This window comes from Alcanivorax sp. (assembly GCF_014762765.1).
Classification (GTDB): Bacteria; Pseudomonadota; Gammaproteobacteria; order Pseudomonadales; family Alcanivoracaceae; genus Alcanivorax.
On the sequence record NZ_JABURH010000174.1, the window covers coordinates 1 to 13319 of the forward strand.

General features: G+C 59.2%; 12 protein-coding genes and 1 pseudogene. 11 read left to right on the plus strand and 2 right to left on the minus strand.

The genetic code is table 11. The features are described 5' to 3' along the window. The 5 genes and pseudogenes from HUJ17_RS12755 to HUJ17_RS12775 form a co-directional block, all read left to right on the plus strand. Positions 1-273, plus strand: a pseudogene (locus tag HUJ17_RS12755) (UDP-N-acetylglucosamine 1-carboxyvinyltransferase); the annotation flags it as partial. Positions 274-284: 11 nt separating this feature from the next. After that, the gene (gene hisG, locus HUJ17_RS12760) at positions 285-929 is read left to right on the plus strand and encodes an ATP phosphoribosyltransferase (protein ID WP_290511048.1); all 645 of its coding nucleotides are present in this window, start codon (positions 285-287) and stop codon (positions 927-929) included. A 177-nt stretch (positions 930-1106) separates the two neighbouring features. Further along, a complete protein-coding gene (gene hisD, locus HUJ17_RS12765; protein WP_290511049.1) occupies positions 1107-2405 on the plus strand; it encodes a histidinol dehydrogenase in 1299 nt (432 codons plus the stop codon). Between the two features lie 179 nt (positions 2406-2584). Then, a complete protein-coding gene (hisC, locus tag HUJ17_RS12770) occupies positions 2585-3658 on the plus strand; it encodes a histidinol-phosphate transaminase (protein WP_290511050.1) in 1074 nt (357 codons plus the stop codon). A gap of 406 nt (positions 3659-4064) precedes the next feature. Continuing rightward, positions 4065-5663: a DUF4139 domain-containing protein gene (locus HUJ17_RS12775; RefSeq protein WP_290511051.1), complete on the plus strand. Its 1599-nt coding sequence runs from the start codon at positions 4065-4067 to the stop codon at positions 5661-5663. 174 nt (positions 5664-5837) lie between these two features. Here HUJ17_RS12775 and HUJ17_RS12780 read toward each other — a convergent pair whose 3' ends face one another. After that, on the minus strand, positions 5838-6950 hold the full coding sequence (locus HUJ17_RS12780) for a trypsin-like peptidase domain-containing protein (protein ID WP_290511052.1): 1113 nt from the start codon (positions 6948-6950) through the stop codon (positions 5838-5840). A gap of 122 nt (positions 6951-7072) precedes the next feature. Between HUJ17_RS12780 and HUJ17_RS12785 the strand changes: the two genes are divergently transcribed. Both HUJ17_RS12785 and HUJ17_RS12790 read left to right on the plus strand, forming a co-directional pair. Continuing rightward, positions 7073-7828: a Nif3-like dinuclear metal center hexameric protein gene (locus tag HUJ17_RS12785; protein WP_290511053.1), complete on the plus strand. Its 756-nt coding sequence runs from the start codon at positions 7073-7075 to the stop codon at positions 7826-7828. A gap of 39 nt (positions 7829-7867) precedes the next feature. Continuing rightward, positions 7868-8740, plus strand: a complete 873-nt coding sequence (locus tag HUJ17_RS12790) for a diacylglycerol kinase family protein (protein WP_290511054.1) — start codon at positions 7868-7870, stop codon at positions 8738-8740. 157 nt (positions 8741-8897) lie between these two features. Here the strand turns inward: HUJ17_RS12790 and HUJ17_RS12795 are convergent, their stop codons facing one another. After that, positions 8898-9428, minus strand: a complete 531-nt coding sequence (locus HUJ17_RS12795; RefSeq protein ID WP_290511055.1) for a YhcB family protein — start codon at positions 9426-9428, stop codon at positions 8898-8900. 441 nt (positions 9429-9869) lie between these two features. Between HUJ17_RS12795 and HUJ17_RS12800 the strand changes: the two genes are divergently transcribed. The 4 genes from HUJ17_RS12800 to HUJ17_RS12815 form a co-directional block, all read left to right on the plus strand. Continuing rightward, positions 9870-10502, plus strand: coding sequence for an alpha/beta family hydrolase (locus HUJ17_RS12800; RefSeq protein ID WP_290511056.1), 633 nt, complete (start codon positions 9870-9872; stop codon positions 10500-10502). Positions 10503-10557: 55 nt separating this feature from the next. Then, a complete protein-coding gene (zapE, locus tag HUJ17_RS12805) occupies positions 10558-11640 on the plus strand; it encodes a cell division protein ZapE (protein ID WP_290511057.1) in 1083 nt (360 codons plus the stop codon). A 158-nt stretch (positions 11641-11798) separates the two neighbouring features. Further along, a complete protein-coding gene (locus HUJ17_RS12810; RefSeq protein WP_290511058.1) occupies positions 11799-12944 on the plus strand; it encodes an acyl-CoA dehydrogenase family protein in 1146 nt (381 codons plus the stop codon). Positions 12945-13130: 186 nt separating this feature from the next. Beyond that, the coding region (locus tag HUJ17_RS12815; protein WP_290511059.1) for an outer membrane protein transport protein at positions 13131-13319 on the plus strand (189 nt) is incomplete at its 3' end.

Sequence of the window (13319 nt, forward strand, 5' to 3'; positions counted from 1 at the left end):
GAAAACCGCTTCATGCACGTGCAGGAAATGAACCGCATGGGCGCCGACATCGAAGTGCAGGGCAATACCGCCATTTGTCGCGGTGTGGAGCAGCTCACCGGTGCGCCGGTGATGGCCACCGACCTGCGAGCCTCTGCCTCCCTGGTGATCGCCGCCCTGGCGGCGCAAGGCGAAACCACGGTAGACCGCATCTATCACATCGATCGCGGTTACGAGTGCATCGAAGAGAAACTGCAATCGCTGGGTGCGGTGATTCGCCGCGTTCCGCGCTAAACGGGAAAGTAATGACCAAGCCGTTGACCATCGCCCTGTCGAAGGGGCGCATCCTCAAGGAAACCCTGCCGTTGCTCAAAGCGGCGGGCATTGAACTGCTGGAAGATCCGGAAGCGTCACGCAAGCTGATCTTCGATACCACCCGCGATGATGTGAAGATCATTATTATTCGCGCCACCGACGTGCCGCCCTATGTGCAGCACGGTGCAGCGGATATCGGCGTGGCCGGCAAGGATGTGCTCATGGAGCATGGCGCCGATGGCGTGTTCGAGCCCCTGGATCTGGATATCGCGCGCTGCAAATTGATGGTGGCGGCGGTGAAGGATGCCCCGGAAGTAGGCAGCCGCCTGCGTGTGGCCACCAAGTTCGTCAACGTGGCCAAGGCCTACTATGCCCAGCAGGGCAAACAGGCGGAAGTGATCAAGCTCTACGGTGCCATGGAACTGGCTCCTCTGGTGGGCCTGGCCGACCGCATTGTGGATATCGTGGACACCGGCAACACCCTGCGCGCCAATGGCCTGGAGCCCACCGAACTGATTGCTCATATCTCCACCCGGGTGATCGTCAACCGCGCCAGCATGAAAACCCGTCATGGGGATATTCAGGGAATCCTGGATCAGCTGGCCGAGGCGGTGGACGCCCGTAAGGCCGGTTAAAGGCTTTTCACCACAGAGGTCACAGAGCACACAGAGTAAAAAACTTACCGGTTCGGTGTGCTGTTGAGCGAGAGGCTTTGTTGATCTCAGTGATAGAAAAAGCCCTGTCTTTTCCTCAGTGAACTCTGTGCCCTCTGTGGTAAAAAACAGATTGTGACTTTGATAACGGTGCCAACCATGGAAACCACCTGGCTTAACGCCCAAGACGCGGATTTCGATGCCAAGCTGGCTGCGCTCACCGCCTGGTCCGAAGAGCGGGACGAGGAAGTAGCGGATCGGGTGCGCGGTATTCTTCGTGATGTGGCCAAACGCGGCGATGCGGCGCTGGTGGAATACACCAACCGTTTTGACCGTCGCGACGTGGCCGCCATGGATGCGCTGGTGGTGGGGCATGATCAATTGCAGGCAGCCCTGGAGCGTATTCCTGCCGAACAACGCCAGGCGCTGGAAGCGGCCGCCGAACGGGTGCGTCGCTACCACGAAAAGCAGAAGCAGGATTCCTGGCAGTACCGGGAAGCGGACGGCACATTACTGGGCCAACAGGTGAAACCGCTGGATCGGGCTGGTATCTACGTGCCCGGTGGCAAGGCCGCCTATCCCAGCTCGGTGCTGATGAACGCCTTGCCGGCCAAGGTGGCGGGTGTGGGTGAAATCATCATGGTGTCGCCGGCCCCGGATGGCGAAATCAACGACATGGTGCTGGCGGCGGCGGCCATTGCCGGGGTGGACAAGCTATTCACCCTGGGGGGCGCCCAGGCGGTGGCGGCACTGGCCTACGGCACCGAGACGGTGCCTGCGGTGGACAAGATCGTCGGCCCCGGCAACATCTATGTGGCGGAAGCCAAGCGCCAGGTGTTCGGCAAGGTCGGCATCGACATGATCGCCGGGCCGTCGGAAATTCTGGTGGTCTGTGATGGCAAGACCGATCCGGACTGGATCGCCATGGACCTGTTTTCCCAGGCAGAGCATGACGAGGAAGCCCAGGCCATCCTGGTCAGCCCGGACGGCGAGTTCCTGCAACAGGTGGCCGAGTCCATGGAAAAACTGGCGGTGACTCTGGAGCGGGAAACCATCATCCGCACGTCCATGAAACATCGCGGTGCCATGATTCAGGTGAAGGATCTGGAGCAGGCCATTGCCCTGGCCAATACCATTGCCTCCGAGCATCTGGAGCTTTCCATTGATGACGCCGAGCAATGGGCAAAACAGATTCGTCATGCCGGTGCCATCTTCCTGGGCCGTCACACGCCGGAAGCGCTGGGTGATTACTGCGCGGGCCCCAATCACGTGTTGCCCACCAGTGCCACGGCACGGTTTTCTTCCCCCCTGGGTGTGTATGATTTCCAGAAGCGTAGCTCGCTGATCGGTTGCTCCCCGGAGGGCGCCAGTGAACTGGCAAAAATCGCCTCACCCCTGGCTCGCGGCGAAAGCCTGACCGCCCACGCGCGCAGCGCCGAATACCGAATCAAGAAATAATTGTTCACCACAGAGGTCACAGAGGACACAGAGTAAAAATCGTGCTCTTGTGTGAAGTCGTGAAGAGCCTGTGATGTGTAGGGTGCGCTCAGCTTAGCGAACTGCAGCCTACGTGGGTCCGCCTTTTCCTCAGTGAACTCTGTGCCCTCTGTGGTAAAAAATCTTTTGGTTGAAGAACTATGAGCAAATACTGGAGCGACTTCGTTCACCAACTGGAACCCTATGTTCCCGGCGAGCAGCCGAAGATGGACAGGCTGGTGAAGTTGAATACCAATGAACACCCCCTGGGTCCGTCTCCAAAGGTGATTGAGGCGATTCGTTCTGAGGCGGACGACCGTCTACGGCTTTATCCGGACCCGGACAGTGGTGAGCTCAAGCAGGCCATTGCCGATTACTATTCTGCTCGGGGCCATGCTATCCAGCGTTCCCAGGTGTTCGTCGGCAACGGTTCCGACGAGGTGCTGGCGCATCTGTTCATGGGTTTTTTCCGCCAGAACAAACCCTTGCTGTTTCCGGATATCACCTACAGCTTCTACAAGGTCTATTGCGGCCTCTACCAGATCGACTATGAGCCGGTAGCGCTGGACGAGACGCTGTCCATCAATGTGGAAGACTACCTGAAACCCAATGGCGGCATTATTTTTCCCAACCCCAATGCCCCCACCGGCAAGTTAATGCCGCTGAGCGATATCGAGCGCCTGCTGCAGGCCAATACGGAAACCCTGGTGGTGATTGACGAAGCCTACATCGACTTCGGTGGCGATACGGCCATCAGCCTGGTCAACCGCTACCCGAATCTGTTGGTCACCCAGACCCTGTCCAAGTCCCGTTCCCTGGCCGGTTTGCGTATCGGTCTGGCCGTGGGCGATGAGGCGCTGATTGATGGTCTGAACCGCATCAAGGACAGCTTCAATTCCTACCCGCTGGATCGCCTGGCTATCGCCGCCGGTGTGGCCGCATTCCTGGATCAGGAGTGGTTCGAGCAGGGCTGTGAGCAGGTTATCGGTCAGCGTGACTGGCTCAACGAGCAGCTCTCCCGGCGCGGCTTCGACAGTCTGCCGTCGGCGGCCAACTTTCTCTTCACGCGCCACCCGCAACACAGTGGCGCCTCCCTGGCTCAGGGCCTGCGCGAGCAGGGCATCATCGTGCGCCACTTCGGCAAGCCTGAACGCATCGCCGACTACCTGCGCATTACCGTGGGCACTGCAGAGCAGAACCAGGCGTTGATCGACGCGCTGGACACCCTGCTCTGATTCCCGCCGCGGAAAATCTTTTTTCACCACAGAGGGCACCGAGTACACAGAGAAAAAGGCTGGCTCGGTATCCTGTGATGAAAGCCTTTCGTTTAGGAGCGTGGCTGACGGCGCGCTCCTACCGTTGATAAAAAATCCATTTCAGAATGCGTAGGGTGCACTGAGCCTAAGGCGAACTGCACCATTGCCCAACCATCCGGTGCAGTTCGCCTTAGGCTCAGTGCACCCTTCGCGGGCCGCCGGGGTTTATCTTTTTCTCAGTGAGCTCTGTGCCCTCTGTGGTAAAAGAATCTTTTGCGACACAAGGAGAGAGGTCGCGCCAACCAGCGCCGCCAGGCTCGCCGCTTGAACCTTTCCCCATACCTGCGGTACTAACAGGTATCGTCCAACGGAAAGGACCCGAATAATGAAACCATCGTTACTGCTTGCCTGCGTTTTGCTACCGGCGCCCCTTCTGGCCGCTGATTTCAATGTCACCGCTCCCGTGAGCGAGGCGGTGTTGTTTCCCTCCCAGGCCCATCTTACTCGTACTTTCAGTCAGTCCCTGCCGGCCGGCGAGCATCAGCTTGTCATCAGCGGCTTGCCGGAACTGGACCTGGATAGCCTGCAGGTAGCGGTGGAAGGTGCGGTGTTGTCCGGGGTGCGGCAGGGCTTTGCCATTACCGAGGCTGATGTGTCGGCTCGGCGGGCCAAACTGGACGCAGCCATCCTTGAGCTGGAACAGACCATGGCTGCCGCCAAGGCGGCGGATGCGCTGGATCAGCAACAGATTCACCACCTGCAATCCCTGATGGGGCAGGCTCCTCAGGGTCAGGCAGTGTTTGCGCAAGTGCCGGTAGAAAAATGGTCCAGTGCTTGGGAGTCCATTGGCAAGGCAGTGGAAACGCGTCAGGCGGCCATCAACCAGCGGGCGGTGGTTCGCCACGACCAGCAGCAGAAACTGGATGTCTTGCGTCAGGAGCGCCAGCAATTGGGCCAGGGGCAGACCCGTAGCCGTGAGCTGGTGCTGGCCGTCAGCGCGGGCAAAACCACGGCAGCGAAAGTAAAGCTGCAGTATTTTACCCGCCAGGCGGGTTGGCAGAATCAGTTGCGGGTGGATCTGGACAGCGACAGTGAAACCGTAGCGGTAACCGGCATTGCCCAGATCCAGAATCGCACCGGTGAGGATTGGCGGAATGTGTCGGCCACTCTGGGCCTGGTGCCAGCAGGTTATCGTCACTTGCCGGATCCGCAGCCCTGGATCGTGCGGCTGGCAAAACCTAAGCCAGAAATGCGCAAGCAATCCCTGCGCGCGGTGATGGCGGAGCCTGCTGCTTACGAGGCCGACATGGAAGAAAGCGTCAGCGCCATGCCGGTGGCGCCCCCCGTTGCCCACGGTTTTGATATGCGCGTGCCACTATCGGCGCCTCTGTCGCTTGCCAGTGGCAACGCCAGTGCGCGGGTTCCCTACCAGCAAGCTGAGTTGCCAGTGTCCCTCGGGCGGGAAAGTTACCTCTGGCAGCAGCCCGCAGTGTTGCTGGTGGGGGAATGGAAGAACGCCAGCCCGCTGCCCTGGCTGGCCGGTAGCGTTACTCTGCTGCGTGATGGTCAGCGCCTGACCCGTTACCACCGCCATGAAAGCATCAAACAGGGCGAGCAGGTGAAAATGAGCTTCGGCGATGACCCGCGCCTACAGATTGCCGTGGTCCGCGAGCCATCCCGGGAAGGGGAAACCGGCTTGATCAGCAAGGAAAGCACCCTGTCGGCCCTGAAGAACATCACGCTCACCTCCCACTACGACAAGCCGGTTACGGTAAACCTGCTGGATCGGCTGCCGGTGGCTGGCAACGACGACATTACCGTTACTGCCAAGGGCAAGGCCGCCGATGCCAACGATGTGGATGATGTGAAAGGCCTGCAACGCTGGCAATTCACCCTGCCCGCCAGCGGAGAGGAAAGCTTCAAGCAGGGCTTTGAGATTCGTTATCCGGCAGGGGAGAGGTTAAGCGGGGTGGAAGGGCTTTAAAGGCAATTGATAGTTGATAATGGATAATTGATAACTGCGCGATCAAGCGCAGTCATAATCCGAAAGCAAAGAGGCCGCGCCCAAGCCATTGGACGCGGCCTCTTGCCGTTCAGGATAACTGCGAGATTGGCTCGCGACGTTATCAATTATCCATTATCAACTATCAATTAATCCTCATTCCGTTTCCGCTGGCGGCCTGGTGCCGATCACCACGTCCACAGTCAGCGGTTGGCGATTGCGGACGATGTTGAGGCTGACTTTCTCGTCCGGTTTCATGCCGGCGATACGGTTCATCGCTTCGTAGCCGTCGGCCATGGCGGTGTCGTTGATGCCTACCAGAACGTCGCCGGGCTGCAGGCCGCCCTTGTGGGCGGGGCTGTCGATGACCACTTCCGTGATCACTCCACCGCGCACTTCGTCCATGCCGAAGGTGTCTGCCAGGGACGGAGTAATGTCCTGCACGGTGACACCCAGGTAGCCGCGGATCACCCGGCCGTGGTCGATCAGGTCGCGCATCACTTCCTGCGCAATGGAGGCCGGGGTGGCAAAGCCGATACCCTGCCAGCTGCCGTCGGCGGAGAGGATGGCAGTGTTGATGCCGATCAGGTGGCCGCGGGTGTCGATCAGGGCGCCGCCGGAGTTACCGCGGTTGATGGCCGCGTCGGTCTGGATGAAATTCTCGAAGGTGGCAATGCCCAGGTGGCTACGCCCGGTGGCGCTGACAATGCCCATTGAAACGGTCTGGCCCACGCCCAGCGGGTTGCCGATGGCCAGCACCACATCGCCTACCTGCACCGGGCCGTTGCCATTGAGTTCCACTTCCGGCAGGTCCTCCAGCGCCACATGGAGCAGGGCCAGGTCGGTTTCCGGGTCAGTGCCCACCACTCGTGCCGGGGCGTCGCGGCCATCTCGCAGGGCCACCAGGATTTCGTCCGCATCGCGGATCACGTGATAACTGGTGAGGATGTAGCCTTCGTCGTCCACGATTACACCGGAACCCAGGCTGTTCAATGCCCGTTCCCGGCGGGGTTCTTCCATGAAGCGATTGAACAGGGGGTCTTCCGGCACATCCTCGCTGGTGAGGATTTGCGTGGTGTAAATATTGACCACCGCCGGAGCAGCATGGTTGACGGCACCGGCATAGCTGGCGGTACCGCTGTCGTAGCGCCCGGGGCGGGCGTTCGGCCCCCATTCATACCACCACAGCACGGCCAGGCCCACGGCCAGGCCCGCCAGAATCGGTCCGGCAAAAAAACGAAAGGCTCTGATCACCGACAATGCCCCCATGCGCTTGCTTTGGCCCGTGCTGTTGCCCTGCGCAGCCGACGGAACGGGTGCGAACGAGACAAGCGCGGGTCTGGATAGGTAAACTGCGCGCAATATTATCAGATCATTGCCCGGTAGGTGTCATGCTCAAGCGCGATTACATGCTGACCTTGCTCGACCAGGAGCTGGCTGCGGACCAATTTCAGGACTACTGTCCCAATGGATTGCAGGTGGAAGGCCGCGAGCAGATCCGCCGTGTAGTCAGCGGGGTCACGGCCTGTCAGGCGTTGATCGATGCGGCGATCGTGGAAGACGCTGATGCCATTCTGGTCCACCATGGTTACTTCTGGAAAGGTGAGGATCAGCGGGTGCGGGGCATGAAAAAGCAGCGTCTGCAGACACTGCTGCGCCACGATATCAATCTGTTTGCCTACCACCTTCCTCTGGATGCCCACCCGACCCTCGGTAATAACGCCCAGCTCGCCCGGCGACTGGGGTTCAGTGTGGAAGGTGGGCTGGACGAATCACCTCGTCCCATCGGTAATGTGGGGCGGCTGGATAGCCCCATGTCGGCGGCGGAGTTCGCCGCCCACGCGGAAGCCGTGCTGGGACGTACCCCGCTGCATGTGGGGGACCCGGGCGATGAGATTGAAACCATCGGCTGGTGTACCGGTGGCGCCCAGGGCTTTATCGACAAGGCTCAGACCCGTGGCGTGGACGCCTATCTGAGCGGCGAGATTTCCGAACCCACCACCCACTTTGCCCGGGAAACCGGCATGCATTATTTTGCCTGTGGTCACCATGCCACCGAACGCTATGGGGTGCAGGCCCTGGGGCAATGGCTCAATGAGCGGTTCGGTGTGGAACACATCTTTATCGATATCGATAATCCGGCCTGACGACCAGGTTCTGAGCAGTACGAGGAACACCCTGATCCCATGAAGATTACTGTTGTGTATAACCCGACCGCCGGCGGTGGTCGGGAAACGCTGCTTTGCCGTTTTGTGGCGGAACTGGAAAAACTGGGCGCTCGGGTGCGTCTTTATCATACCCGGGGACCGGGGGATGCCACCGAGTATCTGCAAAACCTGGAAAGTCAGGGCGACTGCGTGGTGGCAGTAGGCGGTGATGGCACCACCAATGAGGTGCTCAATGGCCTGCTTCCCGGTGTGGCACTGGGTGTGTTTGCAACCGGTACCGCCAATGTGCTGGCAAAGGAGCTGCAGCTGCCGAAAACGCCGGAGTTGGCGGCTCAGGTCGTGGTCAATGGCAAAAATGTGCCGGTCACCCCGGCCCGGCTCAACGGCCGCCGTTTTATCATGATGTGCGGCATCGGCTACGACGCCTGGGTGGTCGACGGGGTGAATCTGGCGGTGAAGGAACGTTTCGGCAAGCTGGCCTATGTCCAGTCCATGCTTGCCCAGATTCGCCGTTACGGTCAGCGCCATTACCGGGTCATGGTGGATGGCCGGCCGCTGGACTGTTTTTCTGCCATCGTCACTAACGGGCGCCACTATGGCGGCAGCTTTGTGCTCAGCCGTGAGGCCAATATTCTGCGGCCCCAGGTGCAGGTGCTGTTGTTTCAGAAGCCAGGAGTCAGCTTTTTGCTGCGTTGCCTGGCTGCGCTGTTGCTGGGGCGTATGGAGCGAGTGGATGGCGTTGCCAGCTTGCGGGCCCAGCGGGTGGAGATTCGCTGCGAAGACGCCGATGAGCCAATCCAGGCCGATGGCGACCCGGCCGGCCAGTTACCGGCGGAGATCGTGATGGAAGATGAGCCGGTACCCATGCGGGTGGCTGACACGTTTCAGTAGTTCATCATGAGGAGCTGCGGAACTTGCCCGGTGAGATCCCGGCCAGTGAATCAAATAAGCCCGCGTAAGCGGGCTTATTTGATTCAGCGACAAGCGAAAACCTGCGGTAAGGTGCGTTCGGCGTGCCGCATGAAGCCTGTTGTGTGTCAGTGCTCTCTCATTTCTTTTCTTCCGGTGGGCAGCCCTGCTCGTCACAGCCTTCTGCATAGTCACGGGGAGGCTCCACGATACTGTCTGTTACCGGTGTGTCTGCCACGTCCACCGGTTTGAATGGTCCGGTGGTTTTCTGTTGCAGACCGAAGTCTTCGGCGAGGGTGCCGCCCTTGGCGCTGGGGGCGTAATCCAGTGGTGGCGCCACCGGTCCATCGCCTTCTTTCTGTGGGGCGGAATCCAGGGATTTCGCCACCGCCCGTTTGCGGCCCACTTCGGAGCACAATGCCTGGGCGCCTTTGGAGAGATGCTCGTGGACGGAGCGGTAGGCCTGGGTCATGTCGTTGACCAGCTCTGCGGTGTGCAGGAAATGATCATCCACCTGATCACGATAGTGATTGAGGGCCTGGCGGGCTTCATCGCGATCCCGAATCAGTTGGCCGGCCTGGCGCCGTGCCGGTAACAACCAGAACAGTAACCCTGCGCCTACTACCACGCCGGCGGCGAAGCACAGCACCCCAGTTGTCAGCATATCCATGGCATACTCCTTCTGAATTCCAGTTATTCCAGCACAGTGCCGGGCAGTCGCCAAGGGTTAGAGCCTATTCAGGGTCTCTGCACAGCCGCGTTGCCGCTAAAAATGGCTCCAGGCAAGGCATGAACCGCAGGGCCTGACGGGTCAAGTTCAAGGTTCATAACACAGCATGGGGCCATTTTTAGCGGCAACCCGAAGGGCCGGGCCCCTTTTGCCGCCAGTCCGCGACTGCGCTTGTTCATGTAGAATGACTACACTACACAATCGCAATCACGAACTGGCAACAAAATTGACTCCGGCGCGGTTGTGCAGAGACCCTGAATAGGCTCCAAGGTGTAAGAGACTGTTGATACTCTTCATGTTGTTGCGTTGAGACAAGGTTTGGCTTCCCGAAATCGTTGATATGGCGACTCGGGAGAGCGGGAAAAGCGATGGAGGTGGGTCATGGCAGTACAGCGGCAGAGTCTTTCCGGGCCGGCCGGTAACCTTGAGGCGGTGGTGGAACAGGGCAGCGACACGCCATCCTTTGTCGCCATTATCTGTCATCCCCATCCCCTGTTCGGTGGCACCATGGATAACAAGGTGGTCACTTCTCTCAGTCGCCTGGCCCGTGATCAGGGCGCAGTTGTGGTGCGTTTCAACTTCCGCGGCGTCGGCGAAAGCCAGGGGGCCTACAGCGACGGTATCGGGGAAACCGAAGACCTGCTGGCGGTACACAGCTGGCTGACCCATAGGTGGCCCGATCTGCCCCTGTGGCTGGCCGGTTTTTCCTTTGGCAGCTTTGTCGCTGCTCGTGGGGCAGAAATTCTCAAGGCCAATGGCATGCCGGCCCGGGAATTGCTGCTGGTGGCGCCCCCCGTCCACCATTACCCCTTTGATGATATCGAACAGACTGGCTGCCCGGTGACCGTGGTCCAGGGCGAGGACGATGAGGTGGTCCCGGCGGAGCAGGTGTTTCGCTGGGCAGAAGCCACGCCGTTGGCGCCGGATCTGATCCGTTTTCCGGATTGCGGGCACTTCTTTCATGGCAAGCTGGTGGAGCTGAAAGAGGCCGCCGCCAGCCATTTACCCGCTTGATAGTCCGCCCCTGCGGCGCTACATTGCCCCGTCCTATCAGCAGGCCCCGAGTCCCATGACGCCTCTTGAACAGTACCAAGCCGATCTCCAGCGCGACGATTTCTTCCAGGACCCGGCCCAGCAAAGGGCGGTGGAAGAACTGGATGCGCTGTATCACCGCTTGCTGGCAGAGCCGGCTGGCGGTGGCTTGTTGTCACGTTTTCGCAAGCCGCGCGCGCTCACTGGCCTGTACATGTGGGGGGGCGTCGGTCGCGGCAAGACCTATCTGATGGATGTGTTCTTCCAGGCGCTGCCGTTCAAGGAGAAGCGTCGCATGCACTTTCATCGCTTTATGCAGAAGGTGCATCGGGAAATGCGTGAGCGCCAGGGGGAAAAGAACCCGCTGGTGAGCATTGCCCGCAAGTTTGCCAGCCAGTCCCGGGTGTTGTGCTTTGATGAGTTTTTCGTCACCGACATTACCGATGCCATGATTCTGGCCGGGCTGATGGGCGAGCTGTTTGCCAATGGCGTGACTCTGGTGGCCACTTCCAATATCGAGCCCGATGGTCTTTACAAGGACGGCCTGCAACGGGCCCGCTTCCTGCCGGCCATCGACCTGCTCAAGCAATACACCAAGGTGCTCAACGTGGACGGCGGCAACGATTATCGTCTGCGGCTGCTGGAACAGGCCGAGCTGTACCATTGCCCACTGGGCAAGGCGGCGGATGATTTTCTTCGTGAGCGTTTTCATACCCTGGAGCCGGATCATTCCCGTCACCGTGATCACGGTAATGTGCTGATCGAGGGGCGCAAAATCCCCTCGGTAATGTGCGCCGATGATGTGGTGTGGTTTGAATTCAAGGCCCTGTGTGATGGTCCGCGCAGCCAGACCGACTATATTGAAGTGGCCCGGGAGTTTCATACCGTGCTGGTCTCCAATGTGGAGCAGATGGGCGCCGGCAAGGATGACATGGCCCGGCGGTTCATCAATCTGGTGGATGAGTTCTACGACCGGGCCGTGAAGCTGGTGATTACCGCTGAAGTGCCCATCGAAGATATCTATGCCGGCGGCCGTCTGGACTTCGAATTCGAGCGCACCCGTTCCCGCCTTCAGGAAATGCAGTCCTCCGAGTATCTCGGTCGCGAGCACCGGGCCTGACAGGGTTCCCGTCATTGGCCGGAATTGTCATCGCTGCCCGGCGGTGAACATTTCGGTCATTGCCCGGCGGCGGCGTCAGTGCACAGAATGTGCCATTCTGTGCCCCGGCCGAGCCCGGTATCGGGGCTATCCCTGATAACCTGATTCCGGAGAGCACAATGATTCCCCGTACCCTGTTCAATTCTGATCACGAAACCTTCCGCGCTACGGTTCGCAAGTTTCTGGAAAACGAAGCCGTACCCTTCAACGAAGAATGGGAACAGCAAGGCGTTGTTCCCAAAGAGGTATGGCTTAAAGCCGGTGAACAGGGTTTTCTGTGTCCCATGGTGAGTGAAGAGTACGGCGGCATCGGCGCCGACTTTCTCTACAGTGTGGTCATTGGCGAGGAAGTTTCCCGGTTGGGTCTGACGGGCATTGGCTGGGGGCTGCATACGGAAATCGTGGCGCCCTATATTGAGCACAATGGCTCCGAGACCCTCAAACAGAAATACCTGCCGAAAATGGTAACCGGTGAAATGATCGGTGCCATCGCCATGACCGAGCCGGGTGCCGGTTCGGATCTGCAGGGTGTGAAAACCTCCGCGGTCAAAGACGGTGACCACTACATCCTGAACGGCTCCAAGACCTTCATCACCAATGGTCAGAACGCGGATATCGTGATTGTGGTAGCCAAGACCGATCCGTCCAAGGGCGCCAAGGGGATCAGCCTGTTCGTGGTGGAAACCGACTCGGAAGGATTCGAGAAAGGCACCAACCTGAAAAAGGTGGGCATGAAAGCCCAGGACACCTCCGAACTGTTCTTCCAGGACGTGAAAGTGCCGGCGGAGAATCTGCTCGGCGAAGAAGGTATGGGCTTTATCTACCTGATGCAGGAACTGCCGCAGGAGCGTCTGGGCATTGCCATCGGTGGTCTGGCCATGGCGGAATCCGCGCTGGAACACACCATCAATTATGTGAAAGAGCGCAAAGCGTTTGGCAAGCCGGTCGCCGCGTTCCAGAACACCCAGTTCAAGATTGCCGAGATGCACACCAAGCTGGAGGTAGCCCGTGCCTATGTGGACCGCTGTCTGGAGCTGCATCTGAAAAAGGAACTGGATATTCCCACCGCTGCTGCGGCCAAGTACTACATCACCGATTTGCAGTGCGAAGTGATCGACGAGTGCGTGCAGTTGCATGGTGGTTACGGCTACATGTGGGAATATCCGGTGGCGCGCATGTTTGCAGATTCACGCGTACAACGGATTTATGGCGGTACCAATGAAATCATGAAAACGATTATTGCCAAGGCGGTTCTGGCTGACTGAAAGTCGTTGGCATGATCACAAATAAAAAAGGCAGCGTTCGCTGCCTTTTTTTTATTTTCTCTTTCTAATGAGAAAGGCTGAGTGAACGGGATTCCTTGCGTGCGTCGCGGCCTATTGTGTATAAGTGGATTGCTGATCTTTTAATCATTACGACAGCACTACTTGCGAGGAAGAGGGAGAGAAATCATGAAAAAAACAGGTGCCGTTCTTGTCGGTTCCGCATTGAGCCTGGTTGCCGGGCATGCAGCGGCAAGTGGCTTTTCCGTGTCCTATCAATCCGTGTCCGCTCTGGGTACCGCTTACGCCGGTGCCGGTGTGCTGAGCGAGAACGCCTCTAACCAATGGTACAACCCGGCTACCCTGGCAGGGCTGAAA

Excerpts from the sequence above, each read along its gene's own strand:
- hisG (WP_290511048.1), top strand. The coding sequence starts at position 285 with ATGACCAAGCCGTTGACCATCGCCCTGTCGAAGGGGCGCATCCTCAAG.
- hisD (WP_290511049.1), top strand. The coding sequence starts at position 1,107 with ATGGAAACCACCTGGCTTAACGCCCAAGACGCGGATTTCGATGCCAAG.
- hisC (WP_290511050.1), top strand. The coding sequence starts at position 2,585 with ATGAGCAAATACTGGAGCGACTTCGTTCACCAACTGGAACCCTATGTT.
- HUJ17_RS12775 (WP_290511051.1), top strand. The coding sequence starts at position 4,065 with ATGAAACCATCGTTACTGCTTGCCTGCGTTTTGCTACCGGCGCCCCTT.
- HUJ17_RS12780 (WP_290511052.1), bottom strand. The coding sequence starts at position 6,950 with ATGGGGGCATTGTCGGTGATCAGAGCCTTTCGTTTTTTTGCCGGACCG.
- HUJ17_RS12785 (WP_290511053.1), top strand. The coding sequence starts at position 7,073 with ATGCTCAAGCGCGATTACATGCTGACCTTGCTCGACCAGGAGCTGGCT.
- HUJ17_RS12790 (WP_290511054.1), top strand. The coding sequence starts at position 7,868 with ATGAAGATTACTGTTGTGTATAACCCGACCGCCGGCGGTGGTCGGGAA.
- HUJ17_RS12795 (WP_290511055.1), bottom strand. The coding sequence starts at position 9,428 with ATGGATATGCTGACAACTGGGGTGCTGTGCTTCGCCGCCGGCGTGGTA.
- HUJ17_RS12800 (WP_290511056.1), top strand. The coding sequence starts at position 9,870 with ATGGCAGTACAGCGGCAGAGTCTTTCCGGGCCGGCCGGTAACCTTGAG.
- zapE (WP_290511057.1), top strand. The coding sequence starts at position 10,558 with ATGACGCCTCTTGAACAGTACCAAGCCGATCTCCAGCGCGACGATTTC.
- HUJ17_RS12810 (WP_290511058.1), top strand. The coding sequence starts at position 11,799 with ATGATTCCCCGTACCCTGTTCAATTCTGATCACGAAACCTTCCGCGCT.